At 71.9% G+C, this 22668-nt stretch carries 18 protein-coding genes; 13 read left to right on the forward strand and 5 right to left on the reverse strand.

All coding sequences use genetic code 11. From position 1 onward, the window contains the following. Positions 1-5 precede the first annotated feature (5 nt). The 10 genes from VK501_RS08570 (at position 6) to VK501_RS08615 (ending at position 10433) form a co-directional block, all read left to right on the forward strand. Positions 6-743, forward strand: coding sequence for an alpha/beta hydrolase (locus VK501_RS08570; protein WP_324336638.1), 738 nt, complete (start codon positions 6-8; stop codon positions 741-743). An 84-nt stretch (positions 744-827) separates the two neighbouring features. Continuing rightward, the gene (locus tag VK501_RS08575; RefSeq protein ID WP_324336640.1) at positions 828-1517 is read left to right on the forward strand and encodes an HAD family hydrolase; all 690 of its coding nucleotides are present in this window, start codon (positions 828-830) and stop codon (positions 1515-1517) included. After that, positions 1514-2125, forward strand: coding sequence for a hypothetical protein (locus tag VK501_RS08580; protein ID WP_324336642.1), 612 nt, complete (start codon positions 1514-1516; stop codon positions 2123-2125). Before VK501_RS08575 ends, VK501_RS08580 begins: the two co-directional genes overlap by 4 nt. Then, positions 2122-3888 (forward strand): pyruvate, phosphate dikinase, encoded by a 1767-nt coding sequence (locus VK501_RS08585; protein WP_324336644.1) that lies wholly within the window; start codon positions 2122-2124, stop codon positions 3886-3888. The genes VK501_RS08580 and VK501_RS08585 overlap by 4 nt, the downstream gene beginning before the upstream one ends. Next, positions 3885-4619 (forward strand): PEP-utilizing enzyme, encoded by a 735-nt coding sequence (locus VK501_RS08590; protein ID WP_324336646.1) that lies wholly within the window; start codon positions 3885-3887, stop codon positions 4617-4619. Before VK501_RS08585 ends, VK501_RS08590 begins: the two co-directional genes overlap by 4 nt. 11 nt (positions 4620-4630) lie before the next feature. After that, entirely contained in the window at positions 4631-6118 is a 1488-nt protein-coding gene (locus VK501_RS08595) for a hypothetical protein (protein WP_324336648.1), read from the forward strand. Between the two features lie 17 nt (positions 6119-6135). Next, positions 6136-7671, forward strand: a complete 1536-nt coding sequence (locus tag VK501_RS08600; protein ID WP_324336651.1) for a class I adenylate-forming enzyme family protein — start codon at positions 6136-6138, stop codon at positions 7669-7671. Then, on the forward strand, positions 7658-9112 hold the full coding sequence (locus tag VK501_RS08605; protein WP_324336653.1) for a hypothetical protein: 1455 nt from the start codon (positions 7658-7660) through the stop codon (positions 9110-9112). The genes VK501_RS08600 and VK501_RS08605 overlap by 14 nt, the downstream gene beginning before the upstream one ends. After that, on the forward strand, positions 9109-9375 hold the full coding sequence (locus VK501_RS08610) for a hypothetical protein (protein ID WP_324336655.1): 267 nt from the start codon (positions 9109-9111) through the stop codon (positions 9373-9375). The genes VK501_RS08605 and VK501_RS08610 overlap by 4 nt, the downstream gene beginning before the upstream one ends. A 20-nt stretch (positions 9376-9395) precedes the next feature. Next, the gene (locus VK501_RS08615; RefSeq protein WP_324336656.1) at positions 9396-10433 is read left to right on the forward strand and encodes an NADP-dependent oxidoreductase; all 1038 of its coding nucleotides are present in this window, start codon (positions 9396-9398) and stop codon (positions 10431-10433) included. Between the two features lie 9 nt (positions 10434-10442). Here VK501_RS08615 and VK501_RS08620 read toward each other — a convergent pair whose 3' ends face one another. Then, entirely contained in the window at positions 10443-11723 is a 1281-nt protein-coding gene (locus VK501_RS08620) for a PucR family transcriptional regulator (protein ID WP_324336657.1), read from the reverse strand. Between the two features lie 131 nt (positions 11724-11854). Between VK501_RS08620 and VK501_RS08625 the strand changes: the two genes are divergently transcribed. Continuing rightward, positions 11855-14002 carry a hydantoinase/oxoprolinase family protein gene (locus VK501_RS08625; RefSeq protein ID WP_324336659.1) on the forward strand — a complete coding sequence of 716 codons (2148 nt, stop codon included), beginning with the start codon at positions 11855-11857 and terminating at the stop codon, positions 14000-14002. A 5-nt stretch (positions 14003-14007) separates the two neighbouring features. Beyond that, a complete protein-coding gene (locus VK501_RS08630) occupies positions 14008-16809 on the forward strand; it encodes a hydantoinase B/oxoprolinase family protein (RefSeq protein WP_324336661.1) in 2802 nt (933 codons plus the stop codon). Between the two features lie 68 nt (positions 16810-16877). Here the strand turns inward: VK501_RS08630 and VK501_RS08635 are convergent, their stop codons facing one another. Further along, on the reverse strand, positions 16878-17822 hold the full coding sequence (locus VK501_RS08635) for an alpha/beta hydrolase (protein ID WP_324336664.1): 945 nt from the start codon (positions 17820-17822) through the stop codon (positions 16878-16880). Positions 17823-18024: 202 nt separating this feature from the next. On the opposite strand from VK501_RS08635, the gene VK501_RS08640 reads away from it, so the two are divergent. Further along, positions 18025-18642, forward strand: a complete 618-nt coding sequence (locus tag VK501_RS08640; RefSeq protein ID WP_324336665.1) for a biotin transporter BioY — start codon at positions 18025-18027, stop codon at positions 18640-18642. A gap of 767 nt (positions 18643-19409) precedes the next feature. Here VK501_RS08640 and VK501_RS08645 read toward each other — a convergent pair. The 3 genes from VK501_RS08645 to VK501_RS08655 all read right to left on the reverse strand — a co-directional run bounded on the left by VK501_RS08645 (position 19410) and on the right by VK501_RS08655 (position 22508). Next, a complete protein-coding gene (locus VK501_RS08645; RefSeq protein WP_324336666.1) occupies positions 19410-19814 on the reverse strand; it encodes a hypothetical protein in 405 nt (134 codons plus the stop codon). 508 nt (positions 19815-20322) lie between these two features. Further along, on the reverse strand, positions 20323-20814 hold the full coding sequence (locus tag VK501_RS08650) for a Mov34/MPN/PAD-1 family protein (RefSeq protein ID WP_324336668.1): 492 nt from the start codon (positions 20812-20814) through the stop codon (positions 20323-20325). Beyond that, the gene (locus VK501_RS08655) at positions 20778-22508 is read right to left on the reverse strand and encodes a ThiF family adenylyltransferase (RefSeq protein ID WP_324336670.1); all 1731 of its coding nucleotides are present in this window, start codon (positions 22506-22508) and stop codon (positions 20778-20780) included. Before VK501_RS08655 ends, VK501_RS08650 begins: the two co-directional genes overlap by 37 nt. Positions 22509-22668 lie beyond the last annotated feature (160 nt).

Here is a 22668-nt window from a genome sequence, read left to right on the forward strand (position 1 = left end):
ACCCCATGCCCGCACTGCTCGTCCACGGCAACCCCGACACGTCCCGTCTCTGGGAGGACGTGCTTCCGCACCTGCGCGACTACGGCGAGGAGATCGTCGCCGTGGACCTGCCCGGGTTCGCGGCGCCGACGCCCAACGGCTTCGACGCGACCAAGGAGAGCTACGTCGACTGGATCATCGCGCAGTTGGAGGACTTGGCTGCGGCTGGCCCCGTCGACCTCGTCGGCCACGACTGGGGCTCGCTGCTGGTGCAGCGCATCGCGTCGTTGCGGCCCGACCTCCTGAGCTCGGTGACCGCCGGCGGCGCCGCCGTCGACACGGAGTACCCGTGGCACGACATCGCCCAGATCTGGCAGACGCCGGGCGAGGGCGAGCGCTATATGGCGGAGGAGCTCACCGAGGAGGTCAGCGTGCCGTACCTCGTGGAGAACGGGGTGCCGCAGCGGTTCGCGCAGCACAACGCGTGGCTGACGCCGGGCAACAAGGACTGCATCCTCGCGCTGTACCGGTCGGCGATCCACGTCGGCGAGGAGTGGCAGCCCGACCTCGAGCGCGTCGCCGTCCCGGCGATGGTCATCTGGGGCCGCGAGGATCCCTACGTCCCACTGAACTGGGGCGAGCGGCTCGCCAGCCGGATGAAGGCGGACTTCGTCGTCCTGGAGTGCGGGCATTGGTGGCCGTACGAGCGCCCGCAGGAGACCGCGGCGGCGCTGTTGTCGCGCTGGAACAGCGCCCGCGGCTGAGGCGCGAGTTTGTGGGAACGCCAAATCGCGTCGTTGCGGAGCGCCCCTGCGCACGTTGCCGGGAACTAGCGTGGCGGTCGTCACATGGCCGCCGCCGCGCTCTTCGACTGGGATGGGACGTTGCTCGACTCGCGCGACGCGATCCTGACGGCCTGGCATGCCTCCAGCGAGGCGCGCATCGGGCGCCGCTTCCCGGCTAGCGCGGCCGAGGACGAGCTCGTCTTCACGCGCCCCGGCCTCGAGCTGTTCTCTGCGCTCAGCGACGGCGATCCCGCCGACACGGCGGCGTTCGTCGCCGCCTTCCAGGAGGCCTACGCCGACAGCGGCCGCGCGGTGCGCGCGTTCGACGGCGTGGCCGAGATGCTCGTGGCGCTGCGCGCCGCGGGTGTGGCGATCGGCGTCGTGACGTCCAAGGCTCGACGCCGGCTCAACGCCGACGTCGGCCATGCCGGCCTGGACGGGCTGATCGACGCCGCGATCTGCGTCGAGGACGTCGCCTTCCACAAGCCCGACCCCGCGCCGGTGCTCGCCGCGCTGATGGCGCTGAGCGCCGCGCCGGCCGACGCGGCGATGGCCGGCGACACGCCGGTCGACATCGCGGCCGGGCGCGCCGCCGGCACGGCCGCCGCGCTCGGCGTCGCCTGGGGCGCGAGCGGCCCCGGCCCGCTGCAGGCCGCAGGCGCCGCCGCGGTCGCCTCCGACGCCGCCGCTCTCACCGAGATGATCCTCGCCGCCGTCTGCCACCACGAACCCCGGAAGGTCAGCGCACCTTGAGCGACCTCGAGCTCCTCGCCCTGCATGGCCTCGCCGTCAAGAAGGCCGGCGGCGCGCCGGCCGTCGCCGCCGTCCTCGGCGCGCAAGAGGACGACGTGGTCGCCGGGCTCGACGCCGCCGTGGCCGCCGGCCACGCGATCGGCGCCAAGGGCACGTTCATGGTCACACCCGCCGGGCGGTCCTGGCTGGACGAGCGCTACCCGCAGGCGTTCGCGGAGTTCCGCGACGACCCGGCGGCGACCGCGGCCTACGAGCGCTTCGAGCGGATCAACCGGGAGCTGTTGACGCTCTTCACCGACTGGCAGATGGTCCCGGCGGCCAGCGGCCGCGTCACCAACGACCACGCCGACGCCGAGTACGACCGCGGGATCGTCGACCGGCTCGGCGACCTGCACGAGCGCGCCGAGAAGAACCTGGGCCGATTCTCAGCGCTCGACCCGCGGCTGGACGTCTACCGCCGCCGGCTCGACGAGGCCTACGACCAGGTGCTCGCCGGCGAGCACGAGTACGTCAGCGGCGCGCGCGTCGACAGCTACCACACGGTCTGGTTCGAGCTGCACGAGGACCTGTTGCGGATGCTCGGTCGCGAGCGCGAGGAGGCGCCGTGAACCGCGTCGCCCAGCACGTCGTCATCCTCGACGGCGGCACGACGCACGATCGCGAGACGATCGGCAACAAGGGCGCGAGCGTCGCGCGGATGCTCGGCCTCGGCCTGCCGGTCCCCCCGGCCTTCGCGCTACCGATCGACGAGTGCCGCCGCTACCACGCCAACGGCGGCCGGCTGGACGACGAGGTCTGGCAGGACGTCCTCGCCGGGCTGGCCGACCTCGAGGAGCGCACCGCGCGGCGGCTCGGCGATCCCGACGCGCCGCTGCTGGTCTCCGTCCGCTCGGGCGCCGCGGTGAGCATGCCGGGGATGATGGACACCATCTTGAACCTCGGGATGACCGAAGCGGTCGAGGCCGGGCTGGCGCGCCTGGCGGGCGACGCCGACTTCGCGCGCCGCACCCACGTTCGGTTCTGCCACGAGTTCGGCCACACCGTGCACGGCGCCGACCTCGACCCGCCGGCCGACGACGCCGCGGCGAGCGACGTCTGCGCGGCCGTCCTCGAGGACACCGGCGCGACCGTGCCCGCCGAGCCGCTGGAGCAGCTGCGCGCCGCGATCCACGCCGTCTTCGAGTCGTGGTCCTCGCGCCGCGCGGTCGCCTACCGGCGCCACTGGGGCATCCCGGAGGACGGCGGGACCGCGGTGATCGTCCAGGCCATGGTCTTCGGCAACCTCGGCGCGGGCTCGGGCACCGGCGTGCTCTTCACGCGCGACCCGCTCAGCGGCGAGCCCGAGCCCTACGGGGAGTGGCTGCCCGGCGGCCAGGGCGAGGACGTCGTCAGCGGCACCCACGACTGCCTGCCGCTGTCGGCGCTGCGCGACGGGCTCGGCGACGCGCATGCCCAACTGCTCGAGGCGGGCGCGCTGCTGGAGCGCGAGAACGGCGACGTCCAGGACGTCGAGTTCACCGTCGAGGGCGGGCGGCTCTTCCTGCTGCAGACGCGCGCGGCCAAGCGCTCGCCTGCGGCGGCGCTGAAAACGGCCGTCGACCTCGCGCGCGAAGGCGCGATCGACGAGGCCACGGCGCTGGCCCGCGTGACTCCTGAGCAGCTCTCATCGGTGTTGGCGCCGCGTCTGTCGGACGCCACCGTCGCGGGTGCGGAGGTGCTGGCGCGCGGCACCCCGGCCTGCCCGGGCGTGGCCGGCGGCCTCGTCGTGCCCGACGCGGACGCGGCCGAGGCCACCCGCGGCGAGACCGTGCTGGTGCGCCCGACGACCAGCCCGGAGGACGTCGCCGGCATGATCGCGGCGCGCGCCGTGGTGACCGAGCGCGGCGGCTCGACGTCGCACGCCGCGGTCGTCTCGCGCGCGCTGGGCCGCCCGAGCGTCGTGGGTGTCGGCGAGGGCGTCACCGCCGGCTGGGGCGACCGCCAGGTGACGGTCGACGGCCGCGCCGGCGTCGTCTACGCCGGCCGGTTGGCGACCGAGGACCCCGACGTCGCCGACGTCGCTGGCTTGGCCGAGCTGCTGGCCTGGGTCACCGAGCGCAGCCCGGTGACCGTGGTCGACGAGGCCGCCGGCGTGCTGGACCTCGACGCCGCCGGCGTGGGACTGGACACCGATGCGCGCATGGACGTGGACGACCTGGCGGGGAGGCTGCGGGGCGCGCTCGCGGCCCGCGGTGCGGTCCTGGCCACCGCCGACGGCGCGCGCGCCGTCCTGCGCAGTGGCGTAACGACGGTGGTGCGGGCCCCGGGCCAGCACGCCGCCCCGCTGCTGCTGCGCATCGTGCAGGTACTCAACGACGAGGAGCAGAGATGACGGACATCCGGGTCGATCCCGCGACGCCGGCGACAGCGCCCTACGCCGACGTGTGGCCGCGGGAGTCCGCGACGCCCACGGTCGAGGCGTACCACACGGCCATCCGCAAGCTCGTGGCCGAGCGCTTCGCGGCCAGCGACAAGCCGTGGAACGAGGTCGTGCACGGGCCCGAGCTGGCCCTGACGGCGGCCGACTTCGAGCAGGTCGAGGCCGACCTGCTGGCCACCGGCCACCGCTTCGAGATGTCCGCGGTGGTCTCGCTCACTGAGGAGCCGGAGAAGTATAAGCCGGTGTCCGGGCCAACGGCGTCGGGCGCCGGCGCGACCGACGAGCAGGGCCGCCCCGTCGTGGGTGTCGGCTACAACGTGTTCAAGGCGGCCGCCGACGTCGAGGGCACGGCGCGGTTCGTGTCGACCGTCGAGTCGGTGATGGACATGCTGACCGGCGGCGTGCCGCCGGAGACCATCGCGGTCATCGACGACTCCGGCGGGACGCTGACCGCGCCGGTGCTCGGCGACTTCGCCGCCGTGATCTGCATGGGTGGCACGGTCCGCTCGCACCTGGGCATCCTGACCCGGGAGTACGGCGTGCCGTGCCTCATGGCCGCCGAGCTCGACGGCCTGGCCGAGGGGGACCGCATCACGGTCGAGTACTCCAAGCCCGCCGCCGACGCCTACGCCGACCCGACCGCGGCGGCCGCTCAGCGCTCCCGGATCATCAAGCTCTCCTGAGAGGAACCGCGATGCCCTCGAACCGCACCTACCGCGAGCTGCTGGACACCAACGCGTACCTGCGCAAGGCCAGCGACTCGTTCTTCTTCCAGTGCACGACCCGCACGGTGCAAGAGTCCAAGCTCTTCCCCGTCAACCCATACATCGCGATGTCCTACCTCAACGCGTGGTATCGGTGGCCGGAGCTGCTGCGCCGCATCGACGCGGCGATGCCGGCGGAGGAGATCGGCGACCGCGCCCGCCAGGTGGGCAGCTACGTCAACACCATCACCATGGGGTTGATCCCCAACTTCTACCTCGGCGGCCGCCAGATCCTGTTGGACATGGGGTTGCTCAAGCCGACCGACGCGATCGACGACGTGCTGTCGGTCCTGGACTTCGGCGAGCGGATCAACCAGTCGCTGCACCGCGCCCACGCGCACGTCATGCCCAGCGACGCCAGCCAGCGGGCGCAGATCCACAACGCGCGCCAGACCCAGGCCTTCGAGGACGAGGGCATCGGCGTCAGCGCCGGCGACCGCCTGCACACGGCCTTCGGGCGCTTCATGGCCACGGCGTCGGCCTACGGCTTCCTCAGCCACTGCGAGTGCCGGTTGAGCTTCAACAACCACGGGCCGTACAAGACGGCCGGCGGTCACGAGATGCTCGTGCGCGACATGCTCGACCTGTCCGAGTGCGACTACCCGTGGATGGACGGGATCGCGGCCGGCATCGAGCACAACAACCTGACGGTCGCCGTCGTCATGAAGGACACGCACTTCAGCATCGTCGACGACTGGGGCTCGTTCGAGGCCACGCCGGCCTACGACGCGGCCAACATCGTGGCGGTCGGCGTCTACACCTCCGACCACCTCTCCGACGGCTACATCCCGGTCCACATGGACTCTGCCTCCGACCTCGCCGACCACCTCGACGACCTGCGCGAGAAGATGGCAGAGGCCACTACCGGCATGTGGAAGATGATGGCCGGCTGGTCGCGTGAGCAGATGATCGACGCCGGATCGCTGGTGTACTCCGGCGTCGTCAAGGACCTCGCCCACTTCGCGGGGGTGTACGAGCAGGACGACTGGTTCGACGTCGACGAGCAGGCGCAGCGCTTCAAGCCGCTCATGAACGACGAGTACGGCGGGTCGCTGATCGCCGAGATCGTCGGCCTCGTCTCCATGTCGTCGCAGCAGTGGAGCCCGCACCACATGGCCAAGTTCAACGACGGGCGCGGCGAGATGTGGACGCCGGTGCCGTACTCCATCCTGGTCGACGACGACTGGACGTCGACGGTCGGGGCGATGGGGCCGGGCCACACGTCGCTGCCGGCCAAGACCGCGGGCTGGAACACGACCCGTGGCATGCTGACCCTCGAGGAGAACAACCGGCTGGCGCGCGAGTTCCGGCCGGCCGGCTGGGACCTGCGGTTCTACGACGACGACACGTGGTTCAAGAACCACGCCGACGACCCGCGCGCGCAGGCGCTCGGGCGCGCGGCCGCCGCGGCGAGCTGACCCGGGGACCGTGGGCCGTGAGCCTCGGCAACCTCGCGGTCCTGCTCGACGGACCGGCACGGCGCCTCGCGCGCCGGCCGGCCGTCGTCTGCGGTGACGAGACGGTCCGCGACTGGGCGGGGCTGGCCGACGCGGTGGCGCGGCGGGCCGGCGCGCTGCGCGACGACCTCGGGATCGAGGCCGGCGACGCGGTCGCGCTCTTCGCCGCCAACTGCGCGCCCTACTTCGAGGCGCTCTTCTCCTGCTGGCACGCGGGCGCCGTCGCGGTGCCGATCAGCAGCCGCCTCCACCCGCTGGAGGCCGCGGCGCTGCTGGAGGCCTCCGGCGCCGGGCTGTGCTTCGCGACCGAGCCGGAGGCCGGCGCGCTGGAGGCGGTCGCGCCGCCGGGCACGCGGATCGTCGTGCTCGGCAGCGCCGACGACGCGGCCCTCGCAGCCCACGAGCCGATCGCGCTCGTGCCGCGCGCCATGCACGACGACGCGTGGATCTTCTTCACGTCCGGAACGACCGGCCGCGCCAAGGGCGCGCGGCTCAGCCACGGCAACCTGTTGGCGATGTCGGCCGCCTACTACGCCGACATCAGCTTCCTGGGCCCCGACGACGCACTGATCCACGTTGCCGCACTCAGCCACGCGTCGGGCCTGATGGCGCTGCCGTTCGTGGCGTGCGGCGCGACGCAAGTCCTGCCGGCGTCGGGCGGCTTCGACACCGCCGAGGTGATGGACTTGGTGGCGGCCGGCACGCGCTCGACGTTCTTCGTGCCGCCGACGCTGCTGCGGCGCCTGAGCGCGTCGCCCGCGGTCGCTGCCGGCCCGGTGGACCGGATCGGCACCGTGCTCGTCGGCGCCGCACCGGTGCATCCCGACGACCTGCGCGCCGGTGTGGCCGCGCTGGGCCCGCGCGTGTGGAACGGCTACGGCCAGGGCGAGAGCCCGTGCACGATCACGGCGAACCCTCCGGCCGCGATCGCCGCGGCGGCGGCCGCGGGCGACGAGCACGTGCTGGGCTCGGTCGGCGTCGCGCGCTGGGCCACGCGCGTGCGCGTCGTCGACGACACCGACCGCGAGCTGTCCCACGGCGAGGTCGGCGAGGTCATCGTCGCGGCGCCCACGGTCATGGCCGGCTACCTCGACGACGCCGAGGCCACTGCGACGGCGCTGCGCAACGGCTGGTTGCACACCGGCGACCTCGGCCGCGTCGATGCCGACGGCCACCTGACGCTGGTCGCCCGTGCCAAGGACGTGGTCATCACCGGGGGCTACAACGTCTACCCGCGCGAGGTCGAGGACGTCCTGATCGGCGACGCCGCCGTCGCCGAGGTCGCGGTCGTCGGCCTGCCCGACGCCGAGTGGGGCGAGGTCGTCGCCGCGTTCGTCGTGGCCGAGCCCGGCGCCACGGTCGACGCCGCCACGCTGGACCAGCGCTGCCAGGACCGCATCGCGCGCCACAAGCGTCCGCGCAGCTACCACGTCCTGGACGAACTTCCGCGCAACTCCGCGGGCAAGATCCTCAAGAAGATCCTGCGGGAGAGCCTGGCGCATGGCCCACGTTGAGCTGCTCGACGCGACGATGCGCGACGGCCAGCAGAGCCTGTGGGGGATGCGCATGCAGGCGGGGATGGCGCTGCCGGTCGCCGACGTCCTGGATCGCACGGGCTTCCGCACGATCGACGCGGCGGCGAGCTCGTACTTCGAGGTCCTGATCAAGTACTGCCGCGAGGATCCGTGGGCCGGCCTGGACCTGCTGCGCGGCGCGGTGCATCGCACGCCGATGCGCGGCGGGATGCGCGGCAACGCGGCCGTGTCCTTCGGCATCACGCCGCCCGCGCTGATGGACACGTGGATGCGCCGGCTCAACGAGCACGGCGTCCGCTCCTACTGGCTCTACGACGTCCTCTACGGCATCGAGAACTTTCGGCGCCTGGCGCGGATCGCCAAGGAGTACGACTCCGAGGTCGCCGGCACGGTCTTCTTCAGCCTGTCGCCGATCCACACCGACGACTACCTCGCGGAGCGCACGGCCGAGATCGCGGCGGTGCCGGAGATCGACACGGTGCTGTTCTACGACACGGCCGGCGTGCTGGAGGTCGACCGGCTGCGCACGCTCATGCCACACATCGTCGCCGCGGCGGCCGGCAAGCCCGTCGAGTTCCACTCCAACAACCTCATGGGTACGTCGGGGCTGGCCTACGTCGAGGCGGTCCGCCACGGGGTCCACATCCTGCACACGGCATCGCGCTCGATGGCCAACGGACCGTCGGTGCCGTCGACCGAGAGCGTGGTGCGCAACCTCGAGCTCATGGGATGCACGCACCGCATCGACACGTCGCTGCTGGCGCCCGTCGAGGAGCACTTCCGCCAGGTCGGCCGGGCTGCCGGCTACCTCGTCGACCAGGTCAGCGAGTACGACCTGTTCAACGTCACCCACCAGGTCCCCGGCGGGATGGTCGGCACGCTGAAGGCGCAGCTCGAGCAGCACGGGATGACCCACCGTCTGCAAGAGGTCCTGGCCGAGACCGGGGCCGTCCGTCGCGATCTCGGCTGGCCGGTGATGGCCACGCCGCTGAGCCAGCTCGTCGGCACGCAGGCCGTGCTCAACGTGGTCTCCGGCGACCGCTACACGTTGGTCCCCGACGAGGTGGTGGCCTACGCCGCCGGCCACTACGGAACGCCGCCGGCGCCGATCGAGGCCGACGTCCTGGACCGGATCCTGAGCAGTCGCCGCGCCGACGCGATCGTGGCGAGCCCGCCGGAGGAGCCGACGCTGGAGGAGCTGCGGGCGCGCCACGGAACGGGCGCCGACGACGACGAGCTGGTCCTGCGCGCGCTGATCCCGATGGCCGACATCGAGGCGATGCGCGCCGCCGGCCCCGTGCGCCGCGACTACCCGCTGAGCTCACCGGAGCTGTCCGAGGTCGAGGCGCTGATGAAGACGGTGCGCTCGGGCTACGTGCACGTCAGCACCGAGCGCTGGGACCTGGAGCTGCGCCGGTGAGCGCGATCGTCGAGCACCTCGGGCTCTCCGGCGAGGAGCTGCTGACCACGACCCGGGCCGTCCGCCGCCGGCTGGACTTCGAGCGTCCGGTACCGCGCAGCGTGTCGCTCGCCGACGAGGCCGAGACGGCGGCGATCGTGGGCATCCCGATCGACCGCGTCACGATCGGCGCGCTCACGCCCGTCGCCTACACGTTGGGCACCGACTTCCGGCCCGCGCGCCGTCCGGCGCCTGAGGACGTCATCCATTGGGACGCCTGGTAGGCGTCCTCGAGAGGAGCACCATGTCGGACAACAACCGCGCTTTCCGCCTGCGCCGCCGGCCCACCGGGCAGCTCGCGCCCGGCGACCTCGAGCTCGTCACCGAGCCTGTCGCGCCGTTGCGCGACGGCCAGGCGCTCGTGCGCACGCTGATGCTGTCGCTCGACCCCACGCTGCGGCTGTGGATGAGCGACATCCGCGGCTACATGCCGCCGGTCGGCCTCGACGACGTCATGCGCGGGCTGGGCATCGGGCAGGTCGTGGAGTCGCGCCGCGACGACCTCCCGGTCGGCGCATTCGTCTCGGGCTGGACCGGTTGGCAGGAGCTGTGCCTGGCCGACGACGCCGTGCTGGAGGCGCCGTTCAACGTCCTGCCCGCGCCGCTGCCGGCGCCGCTGACGGCGTTCCTCGGTGCGCTGGGCCACACCGGCATCACGGCCTACATCGGCATCGACCTCGGCGCCGTGCAGCCGGGGGAGACCGTCGTCGTGTCCGCGGCCGCAGGCGCGGTGGGCTCCATCGCCGGGCAGCTGGCCAAGGCCCGTGGCGCGCGCGTCGTCGGCATCGCCGGCGGCCCGGAGAAGGTCCGCCACGTCGTCGACGTCCTCGGCTTCGACGCCTGCGTCGACCACCGCGCCGACGACTGGCGCGAGCAGCTCGACGCGGCCACGCCCGACGGGATCGACGTCGACTTCGAGAACGTCGGCGGCGAGATCATGGACCACGTCTTCATGCGCCTGAACATCGGGGCCCGCGTGGCGTTGTGCGGGATGATCTCCCAGTACAACAACTCTGGCGGCGGCGATCAGTGGGTCGGTCAGGTCAACATCGGCCAGCTGATCATGCAGCGGGCGACGATGGCCGGCTTCCTCGTGCTCGACTACGCCGAGCGGTTCGAGGAGGCGATCGAGGCGCTCGCCGGGATGCTCGGCGAGGGTCGTCTGAAGTACGACGAGACCGTGATGGACGGCGGGCTGGAGCTGATGCCTGACGCGCTCGGAGCGCTCTTCGAGGGCACCAACACCGGCAAGCTGGTCCTGCGCATCGGCGAGCCGGCCTGAGCCGCGCGGTCACGCCGCGTCCGGCTCGAGCGGGAGCACGAGCCGGGCGAGGCGCAGCGCGACGCGCAGCTCCAGCTGGCGTTCGACGGCGCGATGGCCAAGCAGATCCTCGGCGCGGTGCACGCGGTAGGTGACGGTGTTCTCGTGCACGCCGAGCCGGCGCGCGGCGCGCACGAAGCTGGCGCCCTCCTCGAGGAACACCCGCAGCGTCCCGCGCAGGCGCAGGGTGTTGTCGTTGTCGGCCGCCAGCGGACCGAGCTCGCGGGCGACGAACCGTCGCGCCTCGTCGAGGTCGTGGATCGTCAGCGCGTCCAGCGCGACGTCCACATAGGGCGTCCAGCCCGACCGGCCTCGACCGAGCTTGGCGACCTGCCTCGCGCGCAGCGCTTCTGAGTGGCTCTGGCAGAAGCCCTCGGCGCCGTGGCCCGGCGACCCGAGCGCGACGCGCAGGCCGTCGTCGCCGGGCTCACGCGTCGGCTCGCTCAGCTTGGCGGCCAGCGTCGCGCCGTGCAGCCCCGCCCAGCACGCGAGGTGGCGCCCCTCGGAGATCGTCAGGACGCCATGGGCCCCGAGCGCCTGCGCGACCGCGGCCGCGCGCTCCTCCATGTCGCCGAAGCGCGCCTGCCCGTGGCCGGCGTCGTCGTCGGCGTCGTCGCTCCACACCAGGAACGCGATGTGATGGCGGTCGAGCTCGTAGACCAACCGCTTGCTGACGCCGGCCAGGTCGGCCCGTGAGCCGTCCAGCAGCGCGCGCACCTCGGCGGCACGCATCGCGTCGGCGCCGCGGACCCACTGCTCGCGCTCGGCCATGTACACCTCGGTGAGCCGGTGCTCGAGCGCGTCGACCCAGCCGAACATCCAGTCGCTGAAGAAGCCGACCGCCTCGACGCGGTGCTCGGCCTCGGGCATGGTCGGCTGCAGGCGCGCCATGGCGATCCGCGACAGCTCGCGCTGGCCGGTGCGGTAGGCGCGCAGCAGCGTCTCGAGGCCGAGCCCGCGGCGCACGTACTCGCGCGCGTAGGCCAGCGCCTCCGGCGGCGCCTCGGCCGTCGACGGCGGCGTGCCCTCGCGCAGCATCGTGACGATCAACCCCATGTTGGCTCGCACGCTCTGCAGCGTCCAGACGCGCAGGTCCTCCTCCAGCTCGCCGAGATGGCGGTGGATCGCGTCGCTCAACCGCGCCGACACGGCGTCGAGGTCGGCGCTGAGCGCCTCGACGATCGCGCCCAGCTCGGCGCGGCCGGCGTGCGTGGGCGCCAGGGTGGGGGCGATGGTCGAGCGATCGGGCATCGGGTTCCTCCTAGGAGATGCCGGGGACGCGCCGACCATACGCCCGGTTGTGCTTGCACCACAAGCGGGAGCGGTCAACTCGGCTTGGAGGAACGACGACGCGAGACGGTGCCGGCCGTAGCGTCGGGCTCATGTCCACCACGCCCCACGAGCCCCGCGTCCTGGCCATCGACGCCGGCGGCACGATGACCGACACCTTCATCGTCGACGCCACGGGTCACTTCGTGGTCGGCAAGGCGCAGACGACCCCCGAGGACGAGTCCGTCGGCCTGATGCGGTCCGCCGAGGACGCGCTGCGCCAGTGGGACAGCACGCCCGAGGCCGGCTTCCCGGCGATCCGCTCGGCCGTCTTCTCGGGCACAGCGATGCTCAACCGGCTGCTCACCCGCCGCGGTCAGAAGGTGGGCGCGATCGTCACCGCCGGCCAGGAGGATGCGCTGCAGATGGAGCGCGGGATCCAGACCTACCTCGGGTTCTCGTACGCCGACCGGCTGCACATCGCGACCCACCACCACAACGAGCCGTTGATCCCCCGCGCGCGCATGCGGGGCGTGCGCGGGCGCATCAACCTGTTCGGCAACGAGGTGCTGCCGCTGCGTGAGCAGGACGCGCGCGACGCGGCCGCCGCGCTGCTGGACGAGGGTGTCCAGGGGATCGTGATCTCGCTGCTGTTCTCCTACCGCAACCCCGCCCACGAGCAGCGCGTGCTGGAGATCGTGGAGGAGGAGAAGGCCAAGCGCGGCCAGAACGGTGACTGCCCCGTCTTCGTCTCCAGCGCGCTGTACCCCTCGCGTCGCGACTTCCCGCGGCTGAACTCGACGGTCATCGAGGCCTATGCCGCCGAGCCCTCCCGCGGCACGCTGCGCAGCGTCCGCGACGCCACCGAGGATCGCGGCGCCGGCTTCGAGCTGCGGGTCATGGCATCGCACGGCGGGACGATCTCCATCGACGCCGACCAGCTGGCCACCACCTTGGTGTCCGGCCCCATCGGCGGCGTCGTCGGCGCGCGCTGGCTGGCCGACCGCATCGGCCTCACCAACGTGTTGTGCACCGACATCGGCGGGACGTCATTCGACATCGCCCTGCTCACCGGCCGGCGCTACGAGGTGACGACCACGCCGGACATCGCGCGGTTCGTGCTCAACATGCCGCTCGTGCAGATCGACTCGGTCGGGGCGGGCTGCGGCTCGTTCGTGCGGATCGACCCCAACGCGCGGCGCCCGGAGATCGGGCCCGACTCGGCCGGCGCGATGATCGGCACCGCGTGGCCGGAGGGCGGCGTCAAGACGGTGTCGATCACCGACCTCAACCTCGTGCTGGGCCGGTTGAACCCGGAGTACTTCCTCGGCGGCCAGGTCCAGCTCGACGTCGAGCGCGCACGACACGAGGTGGAGCGTCAGGTCGCCGCGCCGCTGGGCCTCGGCGTCGAGGCGGCCGCGGCCGGCGTCATCGAGCTCTTCGAGACGTCGCTGCGCAACGAAGCCGTCGGCCGGATCCTGGGCAAGGGCTACAGCCCCGCCGACTACACCCTGCTCTGCTACGGCGGCGGCGGCCCGCTGCACGTCGCGGGCTACACCGCCGGCGTGCCCTACCAGCAGGTGCTGGTGCCCGAGTGGGCGGCGGGCTTCTCGGCGTTCGGCTGCGCGTGCGCGGAGTTCGAGTACCGGTTCGATCGCCAGGTCGACCTGCCGCTGCTGCCGACCCAGCAGGTCGAGGAGCGCTTGGCGATGGGCCGTGTGCTGGGCGAGGCGTGGCGCGGACTCGAGGATCGCGTCCAAGCGGAGTTCGCCAAATCCGGCCACGACCCCGCCGACGTGCGCTTCACCCACATGGTCCGGATGCAGTACTACGGCCAGCTGGTCGACATCGAGGTCGACGCGCCTCGCGCCGACGTCGAGACGATCGAGGACATCGACGCGCTGATCGCGGCGTTCGAGGCCACCAACGCAAGGATGTACGCGCGGGCCGCATCCTCGCCCGAGCTGGGGTACTTGATCGCGCAGGCCATCGTGAAGGGCTCGGTGCCGATCGAGCAGCCGACGCTGCCGGAGATGCCACGCGTCTCCGGGGCGCCCCCGGTCAACGCGACGCGCGACGTCTGGTGGGCCGACGGCCCGGCCACGACCGACGTGTACGCCATGGAGGACGTGCGCAACGGTCACACGATCGAGGGGCCGGCCGTGCTGGAGGCCGAGTCCACCACTTTCCCGATCCCACCTGACCGCCGCGCCTGGCTCGACGAGCACGGCATCTTCCACCTCGAGAACAAGGAGGCCTGAGCGCCATGGCCACGATCGACACCATCCAGGCCCTGGAGGCGCCGGCGGCCGCGCCGATCGGCTGGGCCGGGCAGTCGCTGGCGCAGATGCTCGCGACCTCCGAGGAGCTGTTCGAGCGCACCGGCTACTACCACGGCTTGGAACGCCTCCCGCTCAAGGAGGCCGACCCGCTGCACTTCGAGAAGCTCTTCTCGCGCGTGCGTGGCGGCATGGTGACCGCGCGAGAGACCGCGCTGAACATCTCGGCGTCGCCGATCGTGCGCGAGCTCGGTGAGATCTCCTTCGCGCTCTACACGCCGGAGGGCGACAACGTCGCGCTGTCGACCGGGATCATCGTGCACGTCCACACGATGAGCGAGGCCATCAAGTTCATGGTCCGCAACGACTGGGAGGACAACCCGTCGATCCGGCCGGGCGACATCTTCGCCAACAACCAGCCGACGATCGGTGACGTCCACAACGCCGACGTGCAGACGTTCGTCCCGATCTTCAACCCGGAGAAGCCGGGGGAGCTGCTGGCATGGGCCGGCGGCGTCATCCACGTCATGGACATCGGCGCCTCGACGCCGGGTGGCGTGTGCGTCGCGCCGACAACGCGCTTCGACGACGGCATCGACCTGCACTGCATGAAGATCGGCGAGCGCGACGAGCTGGCCCGCTGGCACCTCAAGCGGGTGTCGATGCAGAGCCGCGCGCCCGGGTTGTACGTGTTGGACGAGCGCACGCGCCTGTCGGGCTGCCACATGATCCGCGACGCCGTCGAGCGTTTGGTGCTCGAGGAGGGCAGCGAGGTCTTCCAGCAGTTCATGCGCGAGGCGATCGAGGACGGCCGGCGCGACTTCAAGTCGCGGGTGCGCGGGCTGCTCGTACCGGGTCGCTACCGCTCGTGCGGCTTCACGGAGGCGCGCTACGCCAACAAGGCCAACCTGCCCAAGCGTGCCCGGCGCGACCTCATCATCCACGGCGCCTACGAGGCGGTCGTCGACCGCGACGGCCACTGGACGACCGACCTGCGCGGCTCGTCGGCGTGGGGCTGGCACTCGTTCAACGCCACGCCGTCGGCGCAGCAGGGCATGCAGTGGATCCTGTTCACCCAGACGCTGATCTGCAACGACAAGATCAACGACGGCGCCTACTACGCCACCGAGCTGAAGCTCACCGAAGGCAGCTGGGCCAACCTCGGCGATGCGCCGTGCTCCTCGTCGTTTCCCTGGATGCCGATGTTCTCCACCTCTGTGGGCTACCTCCGGGCGGTGTCGCGGGCGATGCAGTCGCGCGGCTACCTGGAGGAGATCGTCGCGACCTACACGGTGCCGGGCAACGTCGCCCAGGGCGGCGGGCTGGACCAGTACGGCCAGATCTCCGGGTTCATGAACTTCGAGATCGGCGCGCAGGGCCAGGGTGCCAAGTACGTGCTCGACGGCCTGGACTACGGCGCGGCGGTCTTCAACCCCGAGGGCGACATGGGCGACATCGAGATGTGGGAGCTGGTCAAGCCCATGCTCTACCTCGGCCGCCGCATCAAGCCCAACACGGGCGGCTGGGGTCGGCACCGCGGCGGTTCGTCGTTCGAGTCCCTGCTGCTCGTCCACGGCACCGCGGACTTCGAGATCGAGAACATCGGCGCCGGCGGCATGCTCACCTCGCCCGGCCTGTTCGGCGGCTACCCCGCGCCGAGCGCGTACGTGCACAACGTGCTGGGCTCCGACATCCTGGAGCGCGCGGCGGCGGGCGATGCCTACCCGGTGGCCGACGTCAGCGGTGAGGACCCGCAGATGAACGCCTACGGCGGCGAGCATCAGCTGGAGCACGACCCCTACACCATGATGATCGCGGTCAAGACCGGGGACTTGTACTTGTCCTCGGGCCGTGGTGGCGGCGGCCTCGGCGATCCGCTGCTGCGCTCCGACGCGGCGCTGGAGGCCGACGTCGACGGTGGGCACCTGCAGCCGCGCTGGGCCGACCGCGCCTACGGCCGCGCCGATCGCGACGGCGTCCTGCGCACGCGCCTGGAGCGTGCCCGGCCGGCGTCGGAGTGGTGGGCAGCGCAGCGCGAGCGGATCCTGGCCCAGGACCTGATCGAGCCGGTCAAGGTCATGTACTCGGAGTCGATGCGACTGGAGCCCGGCTGGGCCGCGGAGTTCCGCGGGTTCTGGGACCTGCCCGAAGACTTCGACTTCGACGTCGTGACCCCGACGGTCCCGGTGGCCCGCGCGGCGCCGGGCAAGGTGACGCCCGCCGAGTCGGCCGCCGCGTTCTTGGCCGCCTCCGAGGTCTTCCTGCCCGAAGGCCATACCGAGATCGCGGTGACCACCGACATGACGAAGGAGACGCTCGCCGACCTGCTCGACGAGAAGCTGTCGCGCCGCGCGATCAAGGACATTCAGTCGGGCATCAAGGACCCCGACCGGTTCGATACGTGGATCGAGCTGCTGCAGGAGCGCGTCGCCTACGACGACCCGATCGTCCTGCCCTACGGGGAGGGCATCAACATCGTCCGGCGCCGCTCCGACGGCGAGCTGGTGATCCGCACCGACGCGGGCGCCGACCTCTGCCGGTGGGACGAGAACTGGAAGCTGCACGTGCCGATGTTCGTGCGCGACACCGACGAGCTGTACCGTGAGATCTACCCCGTGCTCGGCCACCCCGACGGCGCTTGGCAGGAGCTGCGCGAGTACTACTGCCCGACCTCCGGTCGGCTGCTGGAGACCGAAGCGGTGCCGCCCGGCTACCCGGCGCAGCACGAGTACCTTCCGGACCTGCACGGGTTCTACGCGGGTTGGCTGGGACGGGAGGTGCCTGCCTAGCTAGGCGCGAGGATCGCCCAGGCCGAGGTCGCGGAACAGCTCCTGCTCGTCGGTGAAGATCGCGCGCTTCAGCGCAGATCCTTCAGCCAGTCCAGCAGCAGCGCGTTCACGTCGTCGGGGCGCTCCTGCTGGAGCCAGTGGCCGGCGTCGGGGATGACGTGCTTGCGCACCTGCGGCAGCAGCTCCTCCATGCCGTCGGTCGCGCCGCGCGGAAAGAACCAGTCGTCGGCCGCCGAGATCATCAGCGCGGGTTTGTCGATGACGAACTCGTGGCCCAGACCCTCCTCCCAGTCCTTGTGCAGCGCGCGGTACCAATTCAGGCCGCCGGTGAAGCCGGTGCGCCGGTACGTGTCCGCGTAGACCGCGAGCTCGGCGTCGCTGAGCAGCTCGTCGCCGAACAGCTGCGGGTCGCCGACGAAGACGCCGGCCGGGACCTCGCGCACCTCCGCGGGCGCGGCCTCGAACTCGTCCATCGTGTAGCCGCGGCCGCGCAGCAGCGCGCGGAAGGTCGCCTCGACGTCGCGCTCCAGCAGGGCCTCGCCGACGCCGGGCTCCTGGAAGGTCGCCATGTAGTGCTTGGGTCCGCGCAGCTCGTGGTAGATCGCGAGCAGGTCGGCGTCGCCGGGCGTGAAGTAGGGCGTGCACAGGCTGGCCACGGCCCGGACGCGATCGGGCGCGTAGACCCCGGAGTACCAGGCGGGCATGCTGCCCCAGTCGTGGCCGATGAAGATCGCCTGCTCGATGCCGAGGGCGTCGAGGACGCCGGTCGCGTCCGCGACCAGGTTCTTGACGCTGTAGCTCTGGCTGTCGGCCGGCGCGTCGCTGTCGCCGTAGCCGCGCTGGTCGGGGACGATGACGCGGAAGCCCGCGTCGGCGATCGGGCCGATCTGGTTGCGCCACGAGTAGGCGAGCTCCGGGAAGCCGTGCAGCAGCAGCACCGCGGGGCCCTCGCCCTGCTCGTGCACGGCCAGCTCGATGCCGTTGGTCGGGACGCGGCGGGACGGGGGGAACATCGGCGGCTCCTGTTCGGGAACGGGGTGGGGTAGGTCGCGACCGTACTTCGGGTGCCAGGGGATTCGCGCGCGTGGCGGCGGCGGGCTTGTCGCTTCCCCAACGGCGTGATGCATAGGCTCTTGGGTCGGTTGGCGCCGCCCGCCAGGGTGGCGGTCCGCCGATCACCACCGATCTGACCACGAGCTCCACGGAGAACGCCGCATGTCCGCCATCGCCGCGCCGAACGTCCCGACCCGTCCCGTCCTGGCCGATGCGCTGCCGGGCTCCCGCGCCGTCGCGGACGCGGCAGCGATCCTGGGCGGCGTCGGCCTGACAGCCCTACTGGCGCAGGTGGCGTTCACGATCCCGCCGTCGCCCGTGCCGGTCACCGGCCAGACGCTGGCCGTCGGCCTGGTCGGCGCGACGCTCGGCGCGCGCCGCGGCATGGCCTCCCTCGTGCTGTACGCGCTGCTCGGCCTCCTGCTGCCGATCTACGCCGAGGGCGCGCACGGCTGGAGCGTCGTCTGGGGCGCGAGCGGCGGCTACATCGTCGGCTTCGTCTTCGCCGCCGGCGCGATCGGCTGGCTGGCCGCGCGCGGCGCCGACCGCCACGTCGCCGCAGCTTTCGCGGCCTTCGTCGTCGGGCAGCTGCTCGTGTTCGCCTTCGGCCTCGCCGGGCTGAAGATCGCCGTCGCCGAGTCGTGGGGCTGGACCATCCACAACGGCTTCTCGATCTTCATCGTCGGGGGCATCATCAAGGCCTTGATCGGCGCTGCGGCGCTGCCGAGCGCGTGGCGCCTCGTGGGACGGTTGGACGGGATCCAGCGGCCGCGCGGCTGACGGTCGGCGGATATCGCGGAACAACTCGCGGAACAACTTGAGCGCGATTCAGAGCACCTGAGCCGGCACGACCCCGCATGAACACGGGCGATACGCCTGAGCGCTAGAAGGTCCGCATTTGCGGGCCTTTTGCGTTGGTTGAGCGAATGTGGCGGAGCCGCCACCCGGTCCAATCCCGGTCCAAATCTTCCGCGGGACGCGCCCGGGCAGGTGATGTCGTTGGCGCTGATCCTCGCGAGCGGTGCTAGCGCCTGCACCGAAAGGAGCACCGCCAGAACGGCAGACGCTCCCCCTCGTCTTGTCTCTGTGAAGGAGGACGGGTTGTCAATGGCGTTGGTATCGGGCTGTGGCTAGCGGCCCGTCGGTGATGGTTGTTGGTGTGGAGCGGTGCTCATGTCTCTATCGCCCCGTCGGTGTGCGGGGATGTGGCGAAATCGGAGCGGCTCGTCCGGCGGTGCATGTCCAGCATGAGCCGTCAGGCGGCTAGCCGAAACGGGGCACCTGCCGGAGCGAAGGGTTGGTTGTTGGTGAGCATGTGCCAGATCGCCTCGGTCAGGCGGCGGGCGAGGTCGATCTGGGCGACCTTGGGCCGCGCTGGCGGCCCAGGCGGCGCTTGGTGTGCTGGTAGCGCTCGGCGTAGTAGGGGTGCTTGCAGGCGTTCAGCGCGGCCTCGAAGAGCGCCCAGCGCAGGTACTGGGGCCGTGCTTGGAGGTCGGGCCGCGTGCGTCGACACCGCCGGACTGCCGGACGCGTGGGCAGAGTCCGGTTTAGCCGCAGAGCTTGGCCGGCGAGGCGAAGCGGCCGATGTCGCCGATCTCCGAGGCGATGGTGTAGGCGTTGATCCAGCCGATGCCCGGTGCGGTGAGCGACACGGGGATGTAGCGGTGGTCGGCTCCTTGGCGCTTGAGTTGGACGGTGAGCTCGGCGATCCGCAGATCGAGCTCGTCGATCAGCTGCAGGCTGACGTCGATGTTGGCCCGCCATGGGTCCGGGATCGCGAGGCGGTCGAGCAGTTCGCGGCCGGCGTGGCCGAACAGGTCGGAGACCGGGCAGGGGTGGCCGAAGGCGACCAGGCCGGCGTGGATGCGGTTCTTCAGCGTCGTGCGGTGACCGACCAGGTGCAGCCGGAAACGGGCCAGCTCGCGCTCGCGCCGGACCGCCGGGTCGGGCAAGCCAGATCTCGGCGACCAGGTCGCGCGCCGACACGTGGCCAGCACGCGCGCGTCGATCTTGTCGGTTGCACGCCCAGCGGGGCCAGGCCCTTGACCTTCTGGGCGTCGGCGATCAGCACGTCCCAGCCGTGCTCTTCGAGTTGGTCGTGGACGAACCGCGCGCCATTCATCGACTCGATCACCCCGCGGACCGCCGGCCATGCATCGCCGTCCTCGCCGCCAGCCCGCGGAGGCCGTCGGCATCGGGCGGCGAGGCCCACTCATCCACGATCTCACCGGCCGGCCGGCGACAACAGGCAGACGTCGACCTTTCGGCGACTCAGATCCAACCAGCGTGCAACATGGGAGACAGGCCTCCTTGGACTCGCTTCTCGGTGATACGTCGAGCGTCCCACCGAGGAGGCCCTCCTTCATCGCAGTCCATTAGGGTGATCGGGTCGGCCATCCGGTGCGAAGCTTGCGTCTCGGACGTGCGGGCCAGCGCACCGTGACGCGCGTGCCGATGAGGTCAGCCGGACCGCGGGCTACCTTCCGGGTCAATCATCTCGACGACCACGGTCGCGAAGCGACCTGCTCGCCACTCGTACAGATTTAGCCGCCACGCGGCTCGTGGTCGGAAGCGGCGGCCAGCGATCGCGTACAGCGGCGTCGCGGTGCGGAAGCCGCCGTCTTGCGCGATGGCCTCGGCCGTCTGGGCATCCTGTCGGCTCGGCACGAGCGACCCGCGCGGATGGGTATGCCAGTCGCCCAGGTAGGCGATCATGCGGCCGCTGTCCTCGTAGATGCGCGCCCCCTCCGCGTTCTGCCACTCGGCGTCGGGCTCGAACGCGTGGCGCTCATGGCGCGCATGTGGGCCGGGACCCAGGATTCTGGCGACGACCGTACGATCCCCGTCGCGCCAGCCCAGTAGCGCACCGCCGGTCTCCCGCCGAGGCCACCGCCGGGCCTCGGCCAAGAGCTCGGTCAGCGCGTTCCGGTAGATCCAGCAGCGGCTCGACACGCGTCGCAATCCGGATTGAGTGGCAGCGACGCAACGGCCATGCGCGGGCGCTCGGCATCGTCAGGGCGACGGCGGAAGCTCACAGCTGCGTAGTCCCAGTCGGCGTCGGGGTACCCGCCCGCGGGAGCCAGGGTGCCAACCGCCATCCGGGTGAGGATGGCGGCGGCCTCGGTCGCGTCCAAGCCGGCGCCGGACACCGTCGGGTGGCTGCAGCCCTGGACGACCACCGAGGCGCCGATTCCCCGGTCGGCTTGAGGCAGCGCGCCTGTGCGATGGGCCGTTGTGAGGCAGGTGAAGCACGCCGTGCGCCCGGGAAGGCAGCGGACGAACTCCGCGCCGACGAGCCCGTCGGTCATCCATCCGCTCACCATCGGCACGTCGGCCTCGCCGGCCACGCGTCCGAGGAACTGGGCGACCTGGTGGGACCCAGTGGCCTCGACGAGAAGATGCGCGCCGTCGAGGAGCGCGGCCACGCGTTCCAGCGGGGACCGGCCGGCGGGCCACTCGTCCTCGCCGAATCGCAGGTGATGGCCCTCCGCCTCGCAGTAGGGGTTGCTGCGTTGGCACGCGGAGGCCACCGCCTCGGCCTTGGGGTCGCCGACGCTACCGAGGTCGAGGCGGTGACGGACGATGTTGCCGAGCTCGAGGCGGTCGAAGTCGAGGATGTCGAACCGACCGACGCCGGCCTTGGCGAGCTCGACGGCGACGTGCGCGCCCATCGTCCCCGCGCCGGCGACGACGACTCGCGCTCTCGCCAGGCCGCCGAGCTCGGGCGTCCGGCGCCGCAGCTCCCGCTCATCGAGATGCTGGGCATGCAGCAAGGCCCGCGCCTCGGGCTTGACGCCGTGGTCGACGTAGAGGAACAGCCACGCCTGGCGCTCAGAGCCGTCGGCGCCGGCCTCCTCGGGGAACGTGAGGGCGGCGATTTCGACGCGCGGCGGCTGTGGGATCCGGCCCTTGCCGCGCAGTCGCCGCGGCACGGGACGGCTCAGAAGATCGGGATGGTGCTCGAGGATCCACGCGTGCACGGAAGCGCCGGCAGGCCCCGCGTCGAGCGGCGGGCAAGCCAGGCGGCGCCACGGCACCCGGAGGCGCTCCGTCTTCTGCTCACCAGTGTCGGCCGCGGCATCCGTCGTCGCGCGGGTGCCGACGGCCTGGACGAGGAAGAGCCGCGGGCGCAGGCGGGCTAGGGTCAAGACGCCGCCGTCACCGTCGGGGTCGACGAGGTCGGCGGGCACAAGGACCGAGGCGTCCCGTGCGTACTGGAAGTGGGCGGTGGCAGGCTCGGGCATCGGCGCCTCGTTACCGCGCACGACGTCTTCGCCCTGCTCGGCGTCGGCGAGCAGCCGGCGCAGCTGCTGGGTTACGAGGTCGGCGCCGCCCCACTCCTGCGCCTTCCAATCGTCCAGTGGGCGCTCGAGGAGGCAAAAGTTGCCGCCGAACGGGTGTTGATGACGGCTGAGCAGCCCGGCCGGCCCGTACACGACCGGCGGCAGCTCGGGGTACTCGCTCGGGTAGGCGACCTGCAGCGGCACCTCCTCGCCGCGATACGTCACGGCACTGTGGATGACGAGCCGCCCGGCCGCCCGGGCGTCCTCGTCGACCGCAGCCGAGAGCTCGCGCGCCACGAAGCGCGCGAGCTCCCAGGCCAGCAGGTCAGGGAAGCGCTCGAACCAGGGCCGGACGTCGATCACGCGTGGCGGCGCGGCCGTCCGTGATCCGGCGGCTGCGGCGGCCCGGGCTTGGGGTCGGGCGGCCCGTGCGGGTCGGGGTGGTCGGGGTGGTCGGGGTGGTCGGGGTGGTCGAGGCGTTTGGTGGCCGCGTCGGCGAGCCCGAGCTCCCGGTCGGGGAGGC

Origin of the sequence: Baekduia sp. (assembly GCF_035318805.1) — a bacterium.
GTDB lineage: Bacteria > Actinomycetota > Thermoleophilia > Solirubrobacterales > Solirubrobacteraceae > Baekduia.

What these genes read in the sequence shown, in the direction of transcription:
- VK501_RS08570 (WP_324336638.1), top strand. Translation starts at nt 6, where the DNA reads ATGCCCGCACTGCTCGTCCACGGCAACCCCGACACGTCCCGTCTCTGG.
- VK501_RS08575 (WP_324336640.1), top strand. Translation starts at nt 828, where the DNA reads ATGGCCGCCGCCGCGCTCTTCGACTGGGATGGGACGTTGCTCGACTCG.
- VK501_RS08590 (WP_324336646.1), top strand. Translation starts at nt 3,885, where the DNA reads ATGACGGACATCCGGGTCGATCCCGCGACGCCGGCGACAGCGCCCTAC.
- VK501_RS08595 (WP_324336648.1), top strand. Translation starts at nt 4,631, where the DNA reads ATGCCCTCGAACCGCACCTACCGCGAGCTGCTGGACACCAACGCGTAC.
- VK501_RS08605 (WP_324336653.1), top strand. Translation starts at nt 7,658, where the DNA reads ATGGCCCACGTTGAGCTGCTCGACGCGACGATGCGCGACGGCCAGCAG.
- VK501_RS08615 (WP_324336656.1), top strand. Translation starts at nt 9,396, where the DNA reads ATGTCGGACAACAACCGCGCTTTCCGCCTGCGCCGCCGGCCCACCGGG.
- VK501_RS08620 (WP_324336657.1), bottom strand. Translation starts at nt 11,723, where the DNA reads ATGCCCGATCGCTCGACCATCGCCCCCACCCTGGCGCCCACGCACGCC.
- VK501_RS08625 (WP_324336659.1), top strand. Translation starts at nt 11,855, where the DNA reads ATGTCCACCACGCCCCACGAGCCCCGCGTCCTGGCCATCGACGCCGGC.
- VK501_RS08630 (WP_324336661.1), top strand. Translation starts at nt 14,008, where the DNA reads ATGGCCACGATCGACACCATCCAGGCCCTGGAGGCGCCGGCGGCCGCG.
- VK501_RS08635 (WP_324336664.1), bottom strand. Translation starts at nt 17,822, where the DNA reads ATGTTCCCCCCGTCCCGCCGCGTCCCGACCAACGGCATCGAGCTGGCC.
- VK501_RS08640 (WP_324336665.1), top strand. Translation starts at nt 18,025, where the DNA reads ATGTCCGCCATCGCCGCGCCGAACGTCCCGACCCGTCCCGTCCTGGCC.